Source organism: Undibacterium sp. TJN19 (assembly GCF_049339485.1).
Classification (GTDB): Bacteria; Pseudomonadota; Gammaproteobacteria; order Burkholderiales; family Burkholderiaceae_D; genus Undibacterium.
On the sequence record NZ_JBMPPL010000001.1, the window covers coordinates 1,489,561 to 1,510,448 of the forward strand.

The following is a 20,888-nucleotide window of genomic DNA, read 5'->3' on the forward strand; positions in this document are numbered from 1 at the left end:
ACGAGTTCAGCAGCCATCAGGGCATACCAAGAGGGCATACCAAGCATATTATTAACAGATATGCTTGGTATGCCCTGATGCTTAGTATGCCCTGATGCACGCCACATCCTCAGCCAAGGCATGTAAACAGACATAAGAGAAAGAACAGACAGAAATAAGCGAGATAGCTGGATGGCCGTTTCAATGAACACTGACTATCTGCATTGAATAATACCCTGCCAGCTTCACACCTACGATCTACCTTTCTCCCTACCAATCCAATCCCTTTTAATTATCTGACAGGCAAGCCGTCAGTGTCGCAATATCTGCGGGTTTGGCCAGATGTGCATCAAACCCCGCATCCTTTGCCTTTTGTTTATCCTTGTCCGCACCATAACCGGTCAGCGCGATCAGTTTCACATTTGCCAATTCAGATCTGGCACGCAGGATTTTCGCCAGTTCATAACCATTAATTCCTGGCAAGCCTATATCAAGGATAATAATATCGGGCACGGTTGCAATCATTGCCAGCGTGCTCTTCGCATCATGGGCAATCTCAATAGTATGCCCCAGCTCAGTGAGCAACATGCCCAGCATCTCTGAGGCATCGGGATTGTCATCGACAATGAGAATTTTTTTCTTCTCACCTTCACCCGCAGCAGTGAGGCCTGGAGCAGAAACTGCGGGATGTGGCAAACCCATGCGCAACAAGGGCAATTCGATAGTAAAGGTACTGCCACTGCCAACGCCCTGACTGTAAGCAGAAATTTTGCCACCATGCAATTCTATGAGACGTGTTGCCAGTGACAGACCTATGCCCAGGCCTTCCGGCGCTTTATCTGGAGCAGTCGTGCTTTGCGTGAACATATCAAAAATCCGTTTGATGTGGTCAGGCGTAATGCCGATACCATTATCGCTTACCCGGATAACAACTTTCGATGCGCCCACGACTTCCAGCGCAACCTGGATACGCCCGTGACGTGGCGTAAATTTAGACGCATTATGGATCAGGTTGCTGACGGCCTGAAGCAGGCGCACTTCATCACCGGACACCCATACTTCAGCATCAGGCAATGACAACTCGCAATGCTGCTCTCTCGTGTCGACAAAAGAACTCAGGGATTCGGCAGCCTGGCGGACCAGTTCGCTTAACTCAACATCGGCCAGCCGCAAGGCGATCTTGCCACGCGAGATTCTGGCCACGTCGAGCAAATCATCCACCAGATGGGCAAGATGATCGGTCTGGCGTTTGATGATATCCCTTGCTTTGCGGCTGGTTTCATCAGCGCTGCGATTGGGATTGGCCATGTCCATGAGTGCGATGGCATTACGGATAGGGCCGATGGGGTTACGCAATTCATGCGCCAGCGTCGCCAGGAATTCATCCTTGTGTTCATCAGCGGCGCGCAACATGCCTTCCATTTTTTTTCTGGTAGTAATATCGGTCGTGGTACGCGCGACCCGGTACACTTCACCTTCGGGGTCTTTAATAGCGAAAGCACGGTCCCGCACCCACCTGGTTTCGTCATGGGGAAGGTGGATACGGAATTCCCTGTCATAGGGTTCATGTGCAACAGCAGCAAACCGGCTCGTAATCTCGTCCCTGTCGTCCTGGAAAACCACGCTCAGCCAGTCTTCTGAATTTGCCAGCAAGGCGTCTGGTTTGAGGTTGAACATGCTTTCATAAGCCGGGCTCACATACAGCACCTTGCCGGTACCCACGTCAAATATCCAGAATACATCGTCGATGGATTCAGCCAGTTGCCGGAAACGCTCTTCGCTGTCCTGTAAATTCTTTTGTGTGGTACGCAGGCGTAGCAATGCATTGACATTGGCCACCAGCTCATCGGCCTCGATGGGTGTTACGAGGTAATTATCGGCACCGCCCTGAAGACCACGGATGATATCGGCCCGGCCGGTCAATGCTGCCGAAGTCTGTAACACCAGCACAGCGGCGGATAAAGGTTCTGCCTTGATGCGGCGGCATACTTCCAGGCCACTGATATCGGGCAATTTGACATCCAGCACCACTAGGTCAGGCATGTTTTTCTTGATGTAGGCAAGCGCATCCTGGCCAGTGGCGACTTCTGCTACCTGGAACCCGGCATTCTTCAGCACACGTGTCTTCACATAGCGAGCGCCGTCATCATCATCGACGTTCAATATCAGAATAGATGAAGGTATCATCGGGACCTCACAATTTGTGGCAATGACAATAGTGCATGTTAATGGACTATTGCCGGTGAATTTTCTAAAATAGCAGTGCTGAATGGGAGTCGCAAATTAAATACTGAACCTTTTCCAGGTTCGCTGCTGACTTCAACATCACCGCCCAGCAATGCCGCCAGCTTTTTACACAGCGGCAAGCCCAGACCCGTTCCCTTGGTACGTCCTTGCAGCGGGTGTTCAATCTGGCTGAACTCTTCAAATATCAGCGTCAGGTTTTCAGGTGCAATGCCTATACCCGTATCGCTGACTGAAAACCGCAGGTATTGCCTGTGAAGATCCACAGATGCCGTTACCCTGACTTCACCTGCTTCGGTAAATTTCATGGCATTGGAAACAAAATTCCTCAGAATCTGCGCAATTTTTCCTTCATCCGATATGAAAACAATGTGTTCATTTCCATAGTCAAATACCAGATCCACGTCGGGCTGGTTGATCAATGGCCGCAGCATACCTTTTAAGGTGCTGAACAAAACACTGACATCGACTTCCGCCAGATTAACCGCTTCCTTGCCTGCTTCTATCTTTACCAAATCAAGCAAATCATTAACCAGCTCTGACAAATTACCGGCGGCAACCGCAATATACCTGACCTGACGTTCTTGTTCTGAGGTGAGTTCGCCATCCATGCGGTCAAGCAGCAATTTCGCCAGCGCGCTGATTGACCCCAGTGGCGTCCTTAACTCATGGCTGGTATTGGACAAAAACCGTGACTTCATCTCGTCGGCCTTGCGCAGTTTTTCCGCCTTCTCTTCTATCTCGGCATACAGGGCGACTACTCCGCGGTTGGTGTCTTCCAGTTCTCTGGTCAGCGAGATGAGGTCGTCCTGGCGCTCCCGCAGTTCTGCCATGGTGGCGACCAGTTCCTGGTTTTGCCGCTGCATTTCTGAAAACGTCGTGGCTAGCGGGCTGACCGCCAGTTCTGCGCCCAGCGCCGCCAGCGCGGACGCCTTCGATGGCGCGCCATGGGGCAACAATTTTGCCAGCGTAATCGTGCTACCACCACCGCGCTCTTGCGAGATGGTGCAACTATCCATCAGCCGCTGAGCCGTAACAACAGCCGACTCCAGTTGCCCGCCAGCTTGCTCACTTTCGTTCAATGTAGCCAGTTTTTGCTTGCCACCATCATCGCGCACACTGACTACCAGATGTGGTCTGGCATTGATTTCGTCGATAGAAAAAATCACGCGGGCGCCAGAAACTTTGAGAAATGCATTACGGGTGACTTCTGATACCGCTGTCGCTATCCTTACCTGATCGTGCGTATTGAAGGCCAGCAACTCGGAAATTTGCCTTGAGCGCTGGCGTACGCCCACAATATCCTGTTCGCTGCTGATGCCGATGTTGAGAATGCGTATATTCATGTTCTTACATTGAGCGGGTATCGTGCCACCAATACTGTCGCGTCATCGCGGCCACGTGAAAAATCCCTTAACAAAACCACAGCAATCAATGAAGGATGGCAAGTCACCAGCCCTGGATAGTTATCCATATCCCACTGTGTACTGATACCGTCGGAATGCATGATACACAGCGACTGCGGCAAAAAGGGGTGATCATATTCATGTATTTTCCTGATCTTGTTACCGACAATGCCATTGTGTGACATCAACTGTTTTTGTATTTCACCATTCACGACACACACACTGATGTTGCCAATACCAGCGAAATTGAGGCGGTCTTCATCCAGCGATAGGCGCGCAATGGCCAGCGCAGCACCGCGAGTGCCATGCAAGGCATTGTCTGCAGTTTCCATGAGACGCGTAATAGGGGCGCTCGGCATGCTCCTTAAAGTATTGACCGCATAGCTAGCTGGAATAGCTGCCTCTGGTCCATGACCCAGGCCATCTGCCATCAGCATTGTGAATGTCGTCGCATTGCCAGTGGCAGCCCAGGCATCTCCGCAAACCTCTTCACCGGGAAAGGGAATGCAAACACCGCCGATCTCCAACATCTGCCTTTTTTCAGGGATAGCCGCCCAGATGCGCATGAAAAAACAGGCCCCTTTATCCCTGACCGAATACACGTCGAATTCATCAGACAAACGCCGTAAAGCCCCCAGGCCATTACCGGCGGTACCGGTACTTGACACCCCATCACGAAAAGCAAAGCCCAGGTTACCTATGCCTGGTCCCTTATCTGCTGCCAGAATATCAACGGCGTTGCCACCATGCCAGCTGGTTTGCATGATGTAGAGTTTGCCACCGCCCGCATGCTTAAGCATGTTGGTAGCTGCTTCTGTAATTAAAATAGCGAGCTTGCCAGCCTGGGTTTCATCAAATCCTATCTCTTTGGCAATTTGCTGGCCATAACGGCGTGCTGCGGAAATTTCACTTACATGGACGATGTCAAAGCATTGTTGCGGCAGAAGTGAACTGTTCATCGTTTCCATTTTTCGATTGAGACGGCGGTCCCTTCCCCTGCTATAGTGAAAATTTCAAATTTATCGACCAGTCTTTTTGACCCACCCAGCCCCAGGCCCAAACCGCCACCGGACGTATAACCATCGGTCAGCGCCTGTGCGACATCGACAATGCCAGGGCCTTCATCGATAAACATCAAACGAATCCCGCGTGCCAGACCATCGCTCAAATCGCGGATATATACTTCGCCACCGCCGCCATATTTGAGGGTGTTACGGGCAAGTTCGCTGGCAGCAGTCACCAGCTTGGTCTGGTCGACCAGGCTAAGTTTCATGTCGATGGCACGGTCACGGACAACACGGCGCAGGCCCACCACATGCTCATCACTACGCAAAGGCAAGGCTGTTGCATCAAAAATGACATTGGCAGCAGCAAACGCTTTCTTTGTGAAACTAGCATCGCTGTCCACGCTATCGGTCATCACTTAAAGCTCTTTCCGAGTAAGGTCATTCCCTTTTCAACATTCAGCGCAGTCATCACGCCTGTCAGTGACAGGCCCAGTTCCACGAGGGTAATCGCGACAGCAGGCTGCATGCCAACGACCACCGTGCGCGCATCCAGCACCCGCGCCATCGCCGCGGTATTGCTGATCATGCGGCCAATAAATGAATCCACTACATCCAGCGCAGAAATATCAATCAGTACGCCTTTGGCCCGGTCCGTGACGATGCGGCCGGTCAGGTCATCCTGCAAGGTCATCGCCAGCCTGTCATGCATGTCAACCTGTATGGTGACCAACAGCAGGTCACCCATGCGGAGAATTGGAATACGTTCCATACGGCCTCAATCGTGTTTTGCGAAGGTAATCGATGCGCCCATGCGTGTTAAGGCAACCATGAAGGCATCTGCCAGCGTCGCCTTGGTCACCACATCTTCCAGGTTCACGCCAAGATGGACGATGGTCTGAGCGATCTGGGGACGGATACCGCTGATAATACAGTCCGCGCCCATGAGGCGTGCGGCGGCGATGGTTTTCATCAAGTGCTGTGCCACCAGCGTGTCTACGGTGGGCACACCGGTAATATCAATAATGGCGATCGCCGCACCGGTTTCGACAATTTTCTGCAACAGGTTTTCCATTACGACCTGTGTGCGGGCACTGTCAAGCGTGCCGATCAGCGGCAATGCCAGCACGTTTTGCCATAATTTAACGACAGGTGTCGACAACTCCAACAATTCCTGCTGCTGGCGGGCGATGATCTGGTCGCGGCTTTTCTGGAACACTTCCACAGTATACAAACCCAGATTGTCGAGGAACTGGCTGATCGACAAGGTCACGGATGCCAGAGCTTCGCCATTGCCTGCCAGTTCGGTACGTATTAATTTGAACAATACTTCCTTGAGCGAGAAGACAAAGGTCGCTGTTTCCGTTGGCGTAGAACCCTGCTTGGCCCGGCTGACAGAGATTTCTGCCAGCAGGTGACGCACTTCATCCCATTTTGCCGACTCAATATCATTGGAATTGCCTTTGGTGGCCTGGGCCAGCAGGGACAGAAATTGTGTACAGTGCCGCTTCAGTTGCTCTTGCAGAGAAGTGTCATTGCGTATGAGGCTGCTTTGCAGGTTTTCTATCCATTCCGCCCTGATCGTAGCCTCGTGCTTTTCTACCAGTTCGCTAATGTAATTCGGTTCGGTGTAGTTCATATTGGTAAAATCCTCGTAAATTAATCAAACCGACACAGTCTGACGCTTTTACACGCAAGGCCGTCACCAGTATCGAAGCGATTGCCAATATATCATCAGCAATTTTTATAGGCCAGCAATTTGCAGCAAAGGACGGCATGACAGCCTCATTCGCGTGAGGGGCAAGAAAGAGACCAGTCAATACAACTGATTATTGATACACGCATCACAATCAGAATTTTCCGTACTACCGCCTTACAGACGTATTCAGTTAAGATAGGCATCTGCAAATATCACGTTGCCTTCATTTTTGACGGATTAATCATGAAAAAACTACTTTCCCTGATCAGTGCATTCACCCTCAGCTTTACCCTTAGTCACGCCGTTGCTGCGACGCCGCAAGCCTATGATGAAAGCGCCGATGCAAAAACAGCCATCACAAAAGCGCTGGCTGAAGCCAAGACCTCAGATAAAAAAGTGTTGGTCATCTTTGGTGCGAACTGGTGCAAAGACTGCCTGGAACTGGATAAATCCATGAAGGGGCAAAGCGCGCCCTTGCTTGCCAGTAAATTTGTGACCGTCAAAGTCAATGTTGGCCAGTTCGACAAAAATATGGATTTATCCGCTGCCTATGGCACGCCGACCAAAAAAGGCATACCAGCTGCCGTCTTGTTGAGGCCAGACAATAGCGTGCTGTACGCTTCCAAAGGTGGTGAGTTGTCCAATGCACGTAAAATGAGTGAACAGGGCGTCTACGATTTCTTTGATGAAATCACCGCTTTATATCACTAGGCCTGATGAACAGGATAAACACTATACATACAGCGTGACCTGGCATGAGCGAGCTTCCTGGACCAGCAAGTGACACACCGGCAGCAATGACGGAGCTGGAGTCATTGAAGCGCAGCCATGCCTTGCTGACAAATTTTTCACGCTGCCTGTCTGGCATGTTTTACCAATACCGGCGTTATCCGGATGGTCGTTTTTGCTTTCCGTACGCCAGCGATGCGGTTGAAACCTTTTTTGGTGTCAAGGCAGAACAGCTCAGAGAAGACGCCAGTATGCTTTTCAACAAGATACACCCGGATGATTTACCCAAAATCATCGCTGGCGTACGCAAGTCGTTTAGCGAACTCAGTATCTGGCGTCAGGAGTACCGCATCATTACCGCCGACCAGCAAGACCGCTGGGTCACCGGTGAGGCGACTCCCGAACAATTGCCCGACGGCAGTGTACTATGGCATGGCTTTTTATCTGACAACACCGAACGCAAGCTGACCGAACAAAGACTGCAAGCCGCAGAACGCCAGCGCCGCCTGGTGATGAAGGCATCCAATCAAGGTCTGTACGATATCAACCTGCAAACCGGGAAAGGAACTTTCAGCCCGGAATACATACAGATGCTGGGATATGCGCCCGATGATTTCAGCGATCCGCAACAATTCTGGGATTATTTCTGGGGCAGCGGCGTCCACCCTGATGATGTCGTGGCACTCAAGCGTGCCTATAAAGCCCATGCCACCGCCAAGGGAAGCAGCGACTATCATGCTGAATTCAGGCAAAAAAATAAAGCCGGTGACTGGCGCTGGATCATGTCGATGGGCAGCATCGTTGAATGGGACGCCAATGGCCAGCCCCTGCGCATGGTTGGTACCCATATCGACATTACCGAGCGCAAGCAGACCGAAGAAATGCTGCGGCAAAACCAGGCCCTGCTGAAAGCCAACAATAACCGTTACAAAGAACTGGCCAGAGAACTGGAGATCCTGATCACCAATGCGCCAGTGGGCATCATGTTTGTCAGTGACGGCATCATTGTGCGTGCCAATAAGGCACTGGCTGAATTGTGCCGTTTCCCAGATGCCCAGTCCATGATAGGCGTCAAGACCACTTTCTTATATCGTGGACTGGATGATTATCATAAATTCAATGCACAGGTTACCCCTAGCCTGCAGGCAGATGAACTGGTCGAACTCGAATGGCATTTACGGCGCTTCAACGGCGATCTCTTCATGGGCAGGGTGGCAGGCCGCGCGTTGCCGACCGAAAGCTATGTGCGTGGTGCTGTCTGGATGATAGAAGACATTACCGCACAAACCACTACACTGGACGCCTTGCGCAGTAGCGAGCAGCGCCTGCAAAAGCTGATGAATTCCAGCCTGATCGGTATTATCCAGGGCAATGAAGCGGGTCAGATACTGGACGTCAATGATGTCTTCATACAGTTCAGTGGCTATAACCGCGACTATCTGCTCACCCAAAGCCATGTCTGGGAAACGCTGTTATCACCGCAAGATTTAAAAATTTGTCAGCAGGCTTATGTGGAATTGCTGAAAACCGGTACCACGGCACCGTTTGAAATCATGTTGCAGCAAGATGGCCATGTCGGCGTGCCGATTCTGGTTGGTCTCAGCCATCTGGAAAATTCAGATCTCGGCTGGGTCGCCTTCGCCATGGATATCAGCGACCGTCTGCGCATGAACCGCTTGAAAACTGAATTCATTTCTGTTGTCAGCCATGAATTGAGAACCCCGCTGACGTCCATACGCGGCTCACTCAGTTTGCTGGAATCCGGTGTCAGCGGCGTCTTGCCCAAGCAGGCTGAACACCTGATACGCATTGCACATAACAATAGCAAACGCCTCATTACCCTGGTCAACGACATACTAGACATGGACAAGCTGGCCAGCGGCAAAATGATTTTCAAATCAGAAGCCATGGATCTGGTGGCACTGGTCAGAAATTCCATAGAGTCGAATATGGCCTATGCGAGCTCTCTGAAAATAGGCCTGCAATTACGGGCCCACCCGCAACAGGCATGGATACTGGCCGACCATGACAGGCTCATGCAAGTCATGGCCAACCTGATTTCCAATGCGGCCAAATTTTCAAGAGAAGGCGAATCTGTCTTGTTGCGCGTAGTAAGCACGGGCTCACGTTACCGCGTTGAGGTCAGCGATTGCGGCGCTGGCATTGCGCCAGAATTCCAGCAACACCTGTTTGAACCATTCACCCAGGCCGACGGCACAGATACTCGCAAAAAGGGCGGTACCGGACTGGGCCTGTCCATCACCAAGGCCATGCTGGAAAAAATGCACGGTCAGATCGGCTTTCAAAGCACACCTGACATAGGCAGCACGTTCTGGTTTGAATTTGATGTTTATCGTTAAGCAAGTCGGCCATAAGTCAACCATAAGTCAACCGTAAGTCAACCGTAAGTCAGCCATAATCAGGCGCTCTGGCCTTGATAAAAAATCTGCTGTTGACGGAATTCTGAAGGTGTCAGCATAGTGGCACGCTTGAACGCACGCCGGAAACTGCGACTGTCTGAATACAATAATAATTCTGCAATATCGTCCAGGCTCATGTCAGACTGGCGCAAATACTGTTTTGCCCTTTCCATGCGCAGACTTTCAGCGATATGGAAATAGGAACAGCCTTCACGCGCCAGCAGCCTGTGCAGTGAGCGCGCACTAATCCCTAGCGCCAATGCCATTTCCTGCACGCTCTGGCATTCACATTGCAGGCCGACCAGCTTACGTAGCAGGCTCTGTTTGCCGCTGACGCCGATGGCGACAAGTTCCTCATCACAGATTTGCCTGCTGGCGCTGACCTGCGCTGGATCAGGGGTCAACAAACGTGTTTCCAGCACGCTGTTTTTGAATACCACGCGGCTGACATCAGCACCATAGATGACAGGGCAGGCGAAAAAATTTTCTGCGACAGAAGGGCTGGCCTGGCGGCTACCACGCAGTTCTACCCGCTGCAATTGCAAGGCAGGGCCACACAAGGCACGACTGACATTGATGGCAGTCGCCAGATGGTCAGTATCCAAAAAATCTTGCAGTTCAGGATCATCAAACAGGGTGCGCGCCACCAATGCTGAATGAATGCTATTGTCAGCCGCCTCCAACGTCAACTGCACCATGGACCCGGCAATCAGTTGATATTCGAGGCCAAACTGCGTGGCCTGCGCCAGGTTTTCCTGCGCTGCCATACCCTGCGCCATCGCACCCACCTGTGCCAGGGATTTGCGCGCACCAGACAAAATACCCAGGTCTGCACCGCCCAGCCGGCGTGCCAGCAACAGGCTTTCCCGCGCCTGCACATAGCTGATGCGTGAATTTTCCGTCGCCTGCCCTTCTGCCGTGATCCCCAGGGCCGGAAAAATTTCACGCAAGCGCCAGTCACGCTCACGGCCTATCGCCAGCAAACCCGAAAACGGGTACGCCGGAAAAACGGCGTCCTGCACGGACAAAACCGGAGCCGTTGGTGCAAGAGCAAGATCGTTCATACGTGAATGACAAACAACATGGCAGTAATTGTCCTTACGTTCTGATTGGGCACGGATTAATATCCTAAGCTACACCGGAACGGCGATTCCGGCAATATAGTGAAACGCTAAGGAGCTGTTTGCGATTGTAGCGAGCGGGCGTGAGCGGGGTGAAGAGCAGCGCAAAAAGCGGAATGTACTTATAGTACATGAGCATTTTGAGCAGCGCATGAGCCCCGATCACGCTCGCGCAGTAAGATCGCAAACAGGTTCTAAAAATATAAGAGAGACAAGATGACTGTTACGACTACCGACTTTATCGTGGTTGGCGGCGGATCGGGCGGCTGCGCCGTGGCCGGACGCCTGACCGAAGACCCGAATCTGCATGTGACCATACTGGAATCTGGCGGCAAGGGTGATAGCTGGGTCGTCAATACCCCGGCAGGGGTGGTGGCGATGCTGCCTACCAAACTTAACAACTGGGCATTTGAAACCGTGCCGCAACCTGGCCTGAATGGCCGGCGTGGTTACCAGCCACGCGGGAAAATGCTGGGGGGATCTTCGGGCCTGAATGCGATGGTATATATACGCGGACACCGGCAAGACTATGATCAGTGGGCAGCACTGGGCAATACCGGCTGGTCATTTGATGAGGTACTGCCTTACTTCAAACGGTCTGAAAATAACCAGACTCATGGTGGTCAGTACCATGGGCAAAGCGGCCCCCTTCATGTCAGTGAATTGCGCAGCGATAACCCGTACCAGCAAATTTACCTGGAAGCAGCGCGCCAGGCCGGATTCCCTATCAATGCGGATTTCAACGGTGAAGAACAGGAAGGCGTAGGTATTTACCAGGTCACCCAGCACAATGGCGAACGCTGGACAGCTGCCCGTGCCTACCTGCATCCGCATAGGGGGAAACGTGCCAATCTGCAAGTGGAAACCGGTTGTCACGTCACGCGTATTGTATTTGAAGGCAAACGCGCTGTCGGGGTTGAATATAAACAGGATGGTCAAATCAAGACCCTGAAAGCTAGGCGTGAAGTCTTGCTGGCTGCCGGGGCTTTTCAAACCCCGCAATTGCTGATGTTGTCCGGGGTAGGAAAAGGCACAGCCTTGCAGGCGCTGGGCATACCTGTGGTACATGACTTGCCAGGGGTGGGCCAGAATTTGCAGGATCACCCAGACTTTGTTTTCAAATATCGTGCCAAAAGCCTCGATCTTTTGGGTGTCTCTGCCGGTGGCAGCCTGCGTATGGCGCGTGAATTCTGGCGTTATCAACAACAAAGGCGCGGCATGCTGACATCGAATGGTGCCGAAGGCGGTGGTTTTTTAAAAACCGATGCCAGTCTGACCGCACCAGATATACAACTGCACTTTGTGATGGCCATGCTGGACGATCATGCGCGCAAGCTGCATCTGGGACACGGCTATTCCTGCCATGTCTGCCTGTTACGCCCGAAAAGTGTCGGTGAACTGACACTGGCCAGCGCCGACCCTATGGCCACGCCGCTGATTAATCCACGCTTCCTGGAACACCCGGATGACCTCGAAAGCATGGTCAGGGGCTTCAAGCTGACGCGCAAGCTGATGGATGCTCCGGCGCTGGTGGCAGCCCGCACCAGTGATTTCCAGACTGCCAATGTACATAGCGATGATGAAATCCGCGCTGTCTTGCGGCAGACTTGCGACACTGTCTATCACCCCATAGGCACCTGCAAGATGGGGACGGATGACATGGCCGTGGTTGACCCGCAACTGCGCGTACACGGCATGGAGGGTTTGCGCGTAGTCGATGCTTCCATCATGCCCGCGCTCATCGGCGGCAACACCAATGCTCCTACCATGATGATAGGGGAAAAGGCAGCCGACATGATACGTGCGGCTTATTGACTGGCAGCCGCCACCGCTGCGGATGGCAACCGTGGTGCTGGCAGGGCGGGCCTGGCCTGCTCGAACGCATAGCCCATATTCAGCAGTTTTGCTTCACTCCAGGCACCGGCGAACAGGGACAGGCCAACTGGCAGACCACGCACTAGGCCCATCGGTACGGTCAGGTGCGGATAACCAGCTATCGCTGCCGGTGTGCTGGAACTGCCGGCGACGACATCACCAGCTTTATAATCAATAGGCCAGGCCGTACCGGTGGTGGGTGCGATCAAGGCATCGAGCCGGTATTTTTTCAATACCGCATCGATGCCTTGCTTGCCCGCACGTAATTTGATGCGGGCGCTGGCTTGGCGATAGGCGGCATCGGTCAAATCCCCTTTGGCCTGTGCCTGCTCCATCAGTTCCTGACCAAAATACGGCATGACGGTATCGGCATGCAATTTATTGAAGGCAATCACTTCTTCCATGGTGCGGGTTTTTACTGACGCCGGCGTCTTGGCCAGATAGGCATTCAGGTCAGCCTTGAATTCATACAGCAATACCGTCAGCTCGTCTTTATCCAGTTCTTCCAGATAGGGTAAATCTATCTGGTCAACCACGGTGGCGCCCTGGGCAATCAATACTGCGAGGCTGCTTTCAAACAAGGCTTTGGTTTCCACATCATAGCCATCTACCATCTTGCGGACGATACCCAGGCGCATGCCCTTCAATGCACCAGATTTCAAGCCAGCCGTGTAGTCTTTGCTGCGACGGCGGTCAGCGTCGCGGGTGGCCTTATCTTGACTGTCGCTGCCAGCGATGGCATTGAGCAGCATGGCAGCATCACGCACGGTCAGTGTCATGGGGCCGGCTGTGTCCTGACTATGGCTGAGCGGTACGATGCCGGTGCGGCTGACCAGGCCAATCGTTGGTTTCAAACCAACCAGGCCATTTACCGATGCCGGACAAACGATGGAGCCATCGGTTTCAGTGCCAATGGCTGCCGGCACCAGACGTGCGGCCACGGCCGCACCAGAACCGGAGCTGGAACCACAGGGGCTGCGGTCAAGCGCATAGGGGTTGCGCGTTTGGCCACCGGTGCTGCTCCAGCCGCTGGTGGACTGGGTTGAGCGCAAGTTCGCCCATTCGCTGAGATTGGCTTTGCCTGCAATGATGGCACCTGCGTGACGCAGTCTTGCCACCAGTGGCGCATCCGCCTGCGCCAGGTTATCTGCCAGTGCCAGTGAACCGGCCGTCGTGACCATGCCTTTGGCAGCAATATTGTCTTTCAACAGAATAGGGATACCGGCGAGGCTGCCACGTTGTTCTTTTTGCTGATCTGCCACCTGTGCAAGCGCTCGCGCTTGCGGATTCATCAGCAACACTGCCTGCAACGCCGGGTTATGCGCCCTGATACGCGCATCATACTTTTCCAGCACTTGCCCGGCGCTGATTTTGCCTGACTTCAGGTCTTGCACCAATATGCTGACTTCGTCGCCGGTCTCGTTACCAGCTTGAACGGCGTCTGCCGCTACGGCGCAAGCCAGAGGGAATAAGGAGAGGATGCAAAAGCTGAGCAAGCGGATTTTCATAGTCTTCCATCATTTGTTAATGAAACAGGCTGAAACAGGCGGCGAATTTCATGCTGGGGTGCAGCACAGCTGGCATGCATGCCCGGACGACATGCCAGTGTCCGTGCATTTTTTTGAATGCAGCTTATTTTTGTGCCTGCCATACTACCTGAAAGCGGTGACGCCGCGAACCGGCATTTTCGAGAATAAGGGCAATTTCAATGCCGCAGCGCACTGCTATCCGTTACACTTTAGTCATTCTCATTTGACCAAGGAAAGCGTGTCGTAATGGATTTTCTCAGCATACAGTCTGCCGATGGCGCGACTGCCAAAATTGCCAGCCAGGGCGCCCACCTGTGTTCATGGATACCGGCTGGCGGATCTGAACAATTGTTCATGAGCGCTACCTCAGCCTTTCAGGATGGCGTGGCGATACGTGGTGGCGTACCGGTCGTTTTTCCCCAGTTTTCCAATCTTGGTACTTTGCCCAAACATGGCTTTGCGCGCACATCGGAATGGCGCCTGCTGGAATCCGGCGTGTTGCCTGGCGGTGCGGCACAAGCCATCTATGAACTCAAAGAAAACATCGCCCGTCTGACAATCTGGCCCTACGTGTTCCGTGCAGAACTGCGTTTCACCTTGCAGGCCAATGCCATACAGATCGCGCTGGACATACATAATACCGGTGATACCAACTTCAGCTTCAGCACCGCCCTGCATACCTATTTTGCTGTTGCGGACATTGCCGGTGTCAGTGTGCATGGCCTGCAAGGCCTGCGTTACCGCGATACCGTCAGCGGGCAGGATCATTGCCTGGAAACAGCCAATGCCCTGCACATCCACGGTGAAACCGATCGCATCTATGGTGCTGTGCCTGCACAACTGGAATTGCGCCAGCCGCATCAAAGCATGCTGATCAGCAGCACAGGCTTCGCTGATGCGGTTGTATGGAACCCGGGTGCAGTTGGCGCTGTCAAAATCAATGACCTGGAACCTGGAGGGGAGAAACGCATGGTATGTGTAGAAGCCGCTACGATCCTGCAGCCTGTAACATTGGTCCCGGGAGCGAGCTGGCATGGTAGTCAGACTCTGGAGCTCCGGCTCTAACAGAATTGACAATCAAATAAATTTAACACATAGTCACAATTGCTGATATTTGTCAGGCGATATCTCTGTATATCTTTATATATTTTTTTGCTTATATATTTTTGCATATCGCTGATATTTCCCTTGTCTTATTAACCAATCCCGGACCGGCCAAGACCAGGTCCGTGAGTTTTGTAGTGCCCACTTTCGCCTTAGGAATTTTATGCAACAGATTCGCTCCAGCCTGCAACTTTCATTAAAACCCGTTTTGCGCGCCCTGGTACTGGGTGGCGTTTTCATGTTTACTGCACCACTGGCACTGGCAGATGCCTTGCCCAAGGGTATGAGTCAGGCCGCCAGTGTAGAGGGGATTACTGAATATCGTCTGCCGAATGGTTTGCGGGTCTTGCTGATGCCGGATGCATCCAAACCGACCGTCACCGTCAATGTGACTTACCTGGTCGGTTCACGCCATGAAAACTATGGTGAAACCGGCATGGCGCATTTGCTTGAACATTTGATGTTCAAAGGCACGCCGAAAAACCCCAAGATAGACGAAGAATTCAATAAACGCGGCATGCGCATGAATGGCACGACCTCACTGGACCGCACCAATTATTATGAATTGTTCCAGGCCAGTGACGACAACCTGAAATGGGCGCTGGAAATGGAAGCCGACCGTATGGTCAATTCTAATATTGCCAAAAAAGACCTGGACACGGAAATGACCGTGGTGCGCAATGAATTTGAACGGGGTGAAAATTCCCCTGGCGGCGTATTGATGAAGCGCCTGCAAAGTGTGGCCTATGACTGGCACAACTATGGCAATTCCACCATAGGTAACCGCAGTGATATCGAAAACGTCAAGATTGAAAACCTGCAAGGCTTCTATCGCAATTACTACCAGCCAGATAATGCTGTATTGCTGGTCGCTGGCAAGTTTGAACAGGAAAAAGTACTGCAATGGATAAACGCCTCTTTCGGCAAGATAGCCAAGCCGACGCGCAGCCTGCCGCAATTCTGGACTACCGAGCCGACCCAGGATGGTGAACGCAGCTTTGTCGTCCGCCGCAAGGGTGATATCCAGCTGGTGATGATTGCTTATAAAGTACCGGCTGGCTTGCATCCTGACCGCGATGCGCTGGGCTTTGCCGGCAGTATCCTGGCGAACGCGCCGCATGGCCGCCTGCACAAACAACTGGTGGAATCGGGCAAGGTAGTGCAAGTGTTTTCCAGTAGCCTGGGCCAGGTTGAACCGGGCCTGACCATCATCGGGGCCGTCGTTAAAAAGGGTGATTCGGTAGAAGCCGCCAGAGACGCACTGATTGCCGGTATTGAAGACTTTAAAAACAACCCGCCAACCAAGGATGAGCTGGAACGCCTGAAACGTGAGAGCACCAATGCTTACGAAAAAATGCTGAACAACCATGAATCCATCGGTATCAGCATGTCGGAATACATCGCCATGGGTGACTGGCGCTATCTGTTCAAGGACCGCGACGATGCCGCCAATGTGACTGCGGAACAGGTCACAGCAGCGACAAAACACTATCTGGTGCGCGACAACCGTACGGTCGGCATGTTTATTCCTGAAGACAATCCGCAACGTGCAGAAATCCCGGTGGCACCAGGCATGGCCGAAGTCATGAAAGACTTCAAACCCAAGGCTGCCACGCTGACCGCAGAAGTATTTGACCCTTCGCCGGCCAATATTGACAAGCGCACGCAACTGACGACCATAGGCAATTTGCAGGTCGCCTTGCTGCCGAAGAAAACCCGCGGCGAAACCGTGAATGTGTCCTTGTCACTGCATTGGGGTGATGAAAAAAGCCTGTTCGGCAAGGGGACTGCCGCCGGCTTTGCCAGCAGCTTGCTGACTACCGGCACCAGCAAATACAACCGCGCCCAGCTCACTGACGAAATGTCCAAACTGAAGATGAGTGGCGGCCTGTATTCTTTCCAGACCACCAAAGAAAACCTGCCTGCTGCCCTGGCGCTGGTTGCCCATGTTTTGCGTGATGCCAATTTCCCTGAAAGTGAATTTAATCAGTTGAAGGAAAAAGCACTGGTCGGTGCAGAAGCCGGACGAAATGAACCCAATGCTATCGCCAGCCGCGCGATGAGCCTGCATTTCAACCCTTACCCAAAAGGTGATATCCGCGCAGCACAAACACTGGATGAAACCCTGGCTGATATACGTGCAGTAAAACTGGAAGATATCAAGGCCTTCCATAAAGAATTCTACGGCGCATCGAAAGGTGAATTGTCCATCGTCGGCGACTTTGATGTGGATGCCACCAAGCAGGCCGTCAGCAAGGCGTTTGATGGCTGGGCCAGCAAAGCACCGTATACCCGCCTGGTCAGCAAGAGTGCAGATGTACCCGTGGTACGCAAAACCTTTAATACACCAGATAAGGAAAGTGGCCTTTACATCAGTCGCATGAATCTGGTTTTGCGTGAAGACGATGCAGACTTCCCTGCGTTGCGTGTGGCCAATTATATTTTTGGTGGTGGTGCCGGCATGAATTCACGCGTGATGGAACGCATCCGTCAAAAAGACGGGTTGTCCTATGGCGGTGGCTCCAACCTCAGCGCGGGTGAAATCGACCCCATCGGTAGCTTCAGCATCAATGCCACGGCAGCGCCACAAAATCTGGAAAAACTGGAAATCGCCCTCAAGGAAGAACTGGCACGTGCCTTGAAAGACGGCTTTACTGCGGAAGAACTGGCCAAAGCAAAATCAGGCACGTTGCAGCAACGTGTACAGGCGCGCAGCAACGATGGCAGTGTTGCTGGCGGCTGGACCAGCAACCTGTACCTGAAACGCAACTGGGCATGGACACAAGCGATGGATGACAAGATACAGGCAGTGACGCTGGAGCAGGTCAACGCGGCTTTCCGCCGTTACATCGATCCGGCAAAAATGAGTACTTTCATTGCTGGTGATGAAGCAAAAGCGAAAGCGGTTGTAGCAAAATAAGTTTGAAGCGGCGTTAAACTACTTCAAGGTTCAGATACCGGAAATCTTTGATTTCCGGTTTTTTTTATAGTAAAGACTTACCCATGCCCGCCTTTAAGACCACGCTCAGATTTGCCTTTTTTACTGCCAGCCTGTTGCTATCAAATAGCCCTACACAGGCCGCCACCAGTATCCCTGCCAATATGGAAAAGATGTCGACGGTAGAAGGCATTACCGAATACCACTTGGCAAACGGTTTAAAAATCTTGCTCATGCCAGACAATTCACAGGCTACGATTACTGTGAACATGACCTATCTGCTGGGATCAAAACATGAAAATACCGGGCAAACCGGCTATGCCCATTTGCTGGAGCACATGCTGTGCAAAGGCAGTAAAAACTATCCGCAAATTACCAGCCAGTTGAGCGCGCGTGGCATGCGCTGGAATGCCTACACCCATCTGGATTTCACCAATTATTTTGAAAGTTTCGAAGCCTCTGACACCGACCTGGAATGGGTACTGGGGATGGAAGCAGACCGCATGCAGAACGCCAATGTCTTGCAACGCGAACTGGATACGGAAATGACGGTAGTCAGAAATGAGCTGGAACTGCGCAATGGCGAAGCCCACAGCATCTTGCTGAAACGCGTGCAGGCCGTCGCATTTGACTGGCATGGTTACGGGCACAGCGTGATTGGTGAAAAGAGTGACATAGAAAACGTCAATGTAGAGCAATTGCGCCATTTGTATGCCACTTACTACAGACCTGACAATGCAGTGTTGCTGGTGGCCGGTAAATTTGATCCTTCAAAAGCCCTGTCGTGGATAAGCAAAAAATTTGGCAGCCTCGCCACACCAAAAACCAGTATCCCAAAAATACCGACAATAGAACCGGCTCAGCAAGGCGAGCGCCAGGTCGTCGTCAGGCAAAAATCGAATTTTAATGTCAATATCCTGGCCTACCATCGGCCTTCTGCATTGCATCCCGATTACAGTGCACTCAAAATCGCAGGTGCCATGCTGGCATCCGGTCGCGAACAGCGCGATAAGGACAACCAGATATTTATCCACAATGTCTCGCCAGGCTTTCAGATGCAGGGCAATGCAGATGCTGGCCTGGCGATTTTTTCCACGGACAACACGATCAATAATGGATCTGAAGAGAGCGTCAAGGGGCTGATCAAAATCGTCGAAAGTTTTAGTGACAATTCACTCGCCCAAAGTGAGCTTGATTACATGAAAAGCGGCTATGTGAACAATTTTTCCAAACTGATGAACGATACGGAAAAACTGGGAATTGCCTTATCCGAATATATTGCCCTGGGTGACTGGCGTTTGCTATTTGTCGAAAAAGACCGTATTGCCCACCTGACGACCCTGCAAGTCCAGAATGCAGCAAAACACTATTTCGTCCGTGAAAACCGCACGGCCGGTATTTTGATATCAGAAGAAAAGAGTCAAAACACCAGTATCCCGGCAACGCCGGCCTTGAATGAGGTGATGCAGAATTTTGCGCATGTCGATGAATACGCGCCAGTCGAAGACTTCAATGCTTCGGTGAGCAATATCCAGGCAAGAACCCGGCGTATCAAACTGGGTAATATTGATGTGGCCCTCTTGCCCAAACCAGGCCGCGGGCAAGCTGTCAGTGTTGATGTGGCGCTGCATTGGGGTGACGAAAAAAGCCTGTTTGCCAAACGCTGGCTGGAGCGTATCACCGACCTTGCCATGCTCAACGGTGCCAACCAGTATGGCAAGGAGGCGCTGGAAGCAGAACGGGAAAAACTGCATATTCAGGGTGGGCTGACACAATTCACGACAGACCGCTCACACCTGAAACAAGCCTTGCAATTAATGGTGCTGAACCTGAAGGAGCCCAGTTTTGCGCAAGCCAGTACGATACTTGATAAAGAGAAAAAAAAGTGGTCTCTGGAGCGTTCCAACCCCATACAAATGGCAATGGACCAGTTTGCCCAGCACTTCAATGCCTATCCCGCTGGAGATATACGCGCTCAGGAGACGACGCAACAAATCATCTCTGAACTGTATGCCATAAAACCCATCGACCTGTTCGATTTTCACAAGCAGTTTTATGGCGCGTCCAACGGACATATTGCCATCGTCGGTGATTTTGATGTGGATGAAGTCATTGCTACACTGAGCAAAGAATTGAGCGGCTGGGAAAGCAAAGCGCCTTACGAGCCAGCCCACCGTAAAATCCTTGAGCGCATGCCTCTGAATACTTTCCTGGAAACTCCGGGTAAAGAAAACGCCTATTTCTTTGGCCGCATCGATCTTGCCGTCAGCAAAAGTGATGATGATTTTGCCGCCCTGGAAGTGGCAAATTACCTGATCGGCGGTACGCCTATTGATTCGCGGCTGGGACGTCGCGTACGACAAAAAGAAGGCTGGACTTATAATGTCAATTCAAAAATTGATGGCAGCACCGTCGACCCAGTCAGCAGCTGGCAGATTATGGCCAGTGCCGCAGTAGCGAATGTGGATAAACTGAAAAAAGCCATACAGGAAGAGTTGCAACTCGTGGAAGCATCAGGCTTTCAGCAGGAAGAACTGGATAAAGCCAAATCAGCAATGGCGCATTTATATCAACAGCAAAGGGCCAGTGATTCACGCCTGGCTTACCAATGGAGTATGGTGATGCATGTGCATCAGGATTTCTCCTGGTTTGCCAGACGAGAAGCGGCTATACAGAATCTGACTTTGGCACAATTGAACCAGATTACGAAAAAATATTTGCAGCCAGGCTTATGGAGTATTGTGACTACTGGTGACAGCAAGAAAATACCCAAAAAATAAGCCGAAAATCCGGCGCGATTACTGGGGATACAAAAACCAGTAACAGTAATCGCGTCGCAG

General features: G+C 52.1%; 15 protein-coding genes. 7 read left to right on the forward strand and 8 right to left on the reverse strand.

Annotated features, from left to right (window positions below; translation table 11 throughout):
• Nucleotides 1–267: 267 nt before the first annotated feature.
• From ACO0LH_RS06760 to ACO0LH_RS06785, 6 genes are read right to left on the reverse strand one after another with little or no spacing between them, the layout of a single operon-like run.
• On the reverse strand, nucleotides 268–2,166 hold the full coding sequence (locus ACO0LH_RS06760) for a response regulator (protein ID WP_422940265.1): 1,899 nt from the start codon (nucleotides 2,164–2,166) through the stop codon (nucleotides 268–270).
• A gap of 38 nt (nucleotides 2,167–2,204) precedes the next feature.
• Nucleotides 2,205–3,569 carry a sensor histidine kinase gene (locus ACO0LH_RS06765; protein WP_422940266.1) on the reverse strand — a complete coding sequence of 455 codons (1,365 nt, stop codon included), beginning with the start codon at nucleotides 3,567–3,569 and terminating at the stop codon, nucleotides 2,205–2,207.
• Nucleotides 3,566–4,588 (reverse strand): ATP-binding protein, encoded by a 1,023-nt coding sequence (locus ACO0LH_RS06770; RefSeq protein WP_422940267.1) that lies wholly within the window; start codon nucleotides 4,586–4,588, stop codon nucleotides 3,566–3,568. The genes ACO0LH_RS06765 and ACO0LH_RS06770 overlap by 4 nt, the downstream gene beginning before the upstream one ends.
• A complete protein-coding gene (locus tag ACO0LH_RS06775; protein ID WP_422940577.1) occupies nucleotides 4,585–5,049 on the reverse strand; it encodes an anti-sigma regulatory factor in 465 nt (154 codons plus the stop codon). The genes ACO0LH_RS06770 and ACO0LH_RS06775 overlap by 4 nt, the downstream gene beginning before the upstream one ends.
• Nucleotides 5,049–5,405, reverse strand: coding sequence for an STAS domain-containing protein (locus tag ACO0LH_RS06780; protein WP_422940268.1), 357 nt, complete (start codon nucleotides 5,403–5,405; stop codon nucleotides 5,049–5,051). The genes ACO0LH_RS06775 and ACO0LH_RS06780 overlap by 1 nt, the downstream gene beginning before the upstream one ends.
• Nucleotides 5,406–5,411: 6 nt before the next feature.
• On the reverse strand, nucleotides 5,412–6,272 hold the full coding sequence (locus tag ACO0LH_RS06785) for an STAS domain-containing protein (RefSeq protein WP_422940269.1): 861 nt from the start codon (nucleotides 6,270–6,272) through the stop codon (nucleotides 5,412–5,414).
• Between the two features lie 303 nt (nucleotides 6,273–6,575).
• On the opposite strand from ACO0LH_RS06785, the gene ACO0LH_RS06790 reads away from it, so the two are divergent.
• Both ACO0LH_RS06790 and ACO0LH_RS06795 read left to right on the forward strand, forming a co-directional pair.
• Nucleotides 6,576–7,043 carry a thioredoxin family protein gene (locus ACO0LH_RS06790; protein WP_422940270.1) on the forward strand — a complete coding sequence of 156 codons (468 nt, stop codon included), beginning with the start codon at nucleotides 6,576–6,578 and terminating at the stop codon, nucleotides 7,041–7,043.
• Between the two features lie 44 nt (nucleotides 7,044–7,087).
• Complete coding sequence (locus tag ACO0LH_RS06795) at nucleotides 7,088–9,421, forward strand: PAS domain-containing protein (RefSeq protein WP_422940271.1); 2,334 nt, start codon at nucleotides 7,088–7,090, stop codon at nucleotides 9,419–9,421.
• Nucleotides 9,422–9,480: 59 nt separating this feature from the next.
• Here the strand turns inward: ACO0LH_RS06795 and ACO0LH_RS06800 are convergent, their stop codons facing one another.
• Nucleotides 9,481–10,545: an AraC family transcriptional regulator ligand-binding domain-containing protein gene (locus tag ACO0LH_RS06800; RefSeq protein ID WP_422940272.1), complete on the reverse strand. Its 1,065-nt coding sequence runs from the start codon at nucleotides 10,543–10,545 to the stop codon at nucleotides 9,481–9,483.
• 273 nt (nucleotides 10,546–10,818) lie between these two features.
• On the opposite strand from ACO0LH_RS06800, the gene ACO0LH_RS06805 reads away from it, so the two are divergent.
• Nucleotides 10,819–12,417: a GMC family oxidoreductase gene (locus ACO0LH_RS06805; RefSeq protein WP_422940273.1), complete on the forward strand. Its 1,599-nt coding sequence runs from the start codon at nucleotides 10,819–10,821 to the stop codon at nucleotides 12,415–12,417.
• Here the strand turns inward: ACO0LH_RS06805 and ACO0LH_RS06810 are convergent.
• Entirely contained in the window at nucleotides 12,411–13,985 is a 1,575-nt protein-coding gene (locus ACO0LH_RS06810; protein ID WP_422940274.1) for an amidase, read from the reverse strand. The genes ACO0LH_RS06805 and ACO0LH_RS06810 overlap by 7 nt on opposite strands.
• 19 nt (nucleotides 13,986–14,004) lie before the next feature.
• Here ACO0LH_RS06810 and ACO0LH_RS06815 point away from each other — a divergent pair, with 19 nt between their 5' ends.
• The 4 genes from ACO0LH_RS06815 to ACO0LH_RS06830 all read left to right on the forward strand — a co-directional run bounded on the left by ACO0LH_RS06815 (nucleotide 14,005) and on the right by ACO0LH_RS06830 (nucleotide 20,828).
• Nucleotides 14,005–14,253 carry a hypothetical protein gene (locus ACO0LH_RS06815; RefSeq protein WP_422940275.1) on the forward strand — a complete coding sequence of 83 codons (249 nt, stop codon included), beginning with the start codon at nucleotides 14,005–14,007 and terminating at the stop codon, nucleotides 14,251–14,253.
• Nucleotides 14,253–15,071 carry a D-hexose-6-phosphate mutarotase gene (locus ACO0LH_RS06820; protein WP_422940276.1) on the forward strand — a complete coding sequence of 273 codons (819 nt, stop codon included), beginning with the start codon at nucleotides 14,253–14,255 and terminating at the stop codon, nucleotides 15,069–15,071. The genes ACO0LH_RS06815 and ACO0LH_RS06820 overlap by 1 nt, the downstream gene beginning before the upstream one ends.
• A gap of 202 nt (nucleotides 15,072–15,273) precedes the next feature.
• Nucleotides 15,274–18,030 carry a M16 family metallopeptidase gene (locus ACO0LH_RS06825; protein WP_422940277.1) on the forward strand — a complete coding sequence of 919 codons (2,757 nt, stop codon included), beginning with the start codon at nucleotides 15,274–15,276 and terminating at the stop codon, nucleotides 18,028–18,030.
• An 83-nt stretch (nucleotides 18,031–18,113) separates the two neighbouring features.
• Complete coding sequence (locus ACO0LH_RS06830) at nucleotides 18,114–20,828, forward strand: M16 family metallopeptidase (RefSeq protein WP_422940278.1); 2,715 nt, start codon at nucleotides 18,114–18,116, stop codon at nucleotides 20,826–20,828.
• Nucleotides 20,829–20,888 lie beyond the last annotated feature (60 nt).

Bases quoted from the DNA above. Each gene is read 5' to 3' on its own strand.
- ACO0LH_RS06830 (WP_422940278.1), top strand. From the start codon at position 18,114: ATGCCCGCCTTTAAGACCACGCTCAGATTTGCCTTTTTTACTGCCAGC.
- ACO0LH_RS06790 (WP_422940270.1), top strand. From the start codon at position 6,576: ATGAAAAAACTACTTTCCCTGATCAGTGCATTCACCCTCAGCTTTACC.
- ACO0LH_RS06780 (WP_422940268.1), bottom strand. From the start codon at position 5,405: ATGGAACGTATTCCAATTCTCCGCATGGGTGACCTGCTGTTGGTCACC.
- ACO0LH_RS06775 (WP_422940577.1), bottom strand. From the start codon at position 5,049: ATGACCGATAGCGTGGACAGCGATGCTAGTTTCACAAAGAAAGCGTTT.
- ACO0LH_RS06760 (WP_422940265.1), bottom strand. From the start codon at position 2,166: ATGATACCTTCATCTATTCTGATATTGAACGTCGATGATGATGACGGC.
- ACO0LH_RS06785 (WP_422940269.1), bottom strand. From the start codon at position 6,272: ATGAACTACACCGAACCGAATTACATTAGCGAACTGGTAGAAAAGCAC.
- ACO0LH_RS06805 (WP_422940273.1), top strand. From the start codon at position 10,819: ATGACTGTTACGACTACCGACTTTATCGTGGTTGGCGGCGGATCGGGC.
- ACO0LH_RS06795 (WP_422940271.1), top strand. From the start codon at position 7,088: ATGAGCGAGCTTCCTGGACCAGCAAGTGACACACCGGCAGCAATGACG.
- ACO0LH_RS06800 (WP_422940272.1), bottom strand. From the start codon at position 10,545: ATGAACGATCTTGCTCTTGCACCAACGGCTCCGGTTTTGTCCGTGCAG.
- ACO0LH_RS06820 (WP_422940276.1), top strand. From the start codon at position 14,253: ATGGATTTTCTCAGCATACAGTCTGCCGATGGCGCGACTGCCAAAATT.
- ACO0LH_RS06815 (WP_422940275.1), top strand. From the start codon at position 14,005: ATGAAACAGGCTGAAACAGGCGGCGAATTTCATGCTGGGGTGCAGCAC.
- ACO0LH_RS06810 (WP_422940274.1), bottom strand. From the start codon at position 13,985: ATGAAAATCCGCTTGCTCAGCTTTTGCATCCTCTCCTTATTCCCTCTG.
- ACO0LH_RS06825 (WP_422940277.1), top strand. From the start codon at position 15,274: ATGCAACAGATTCGCTCCAGCCTGCAACTTTCATTAAAACCCGTTTTG.
- ACO0LH_RS06765 (WP_422940266.1), bottom strand. From the start codon at position 3,569: ATGAATATACGCATTCTCAACATCGGCATCAGCAGCGAACAGGATATT.
- ACO0LH_RS06770 (WP_422940267.1), bottom strand. From the start codon at position 4,588: ATGAACAGTTCACTTCTGCCGCAACAATGCTTTGACATCGTCCATGTA.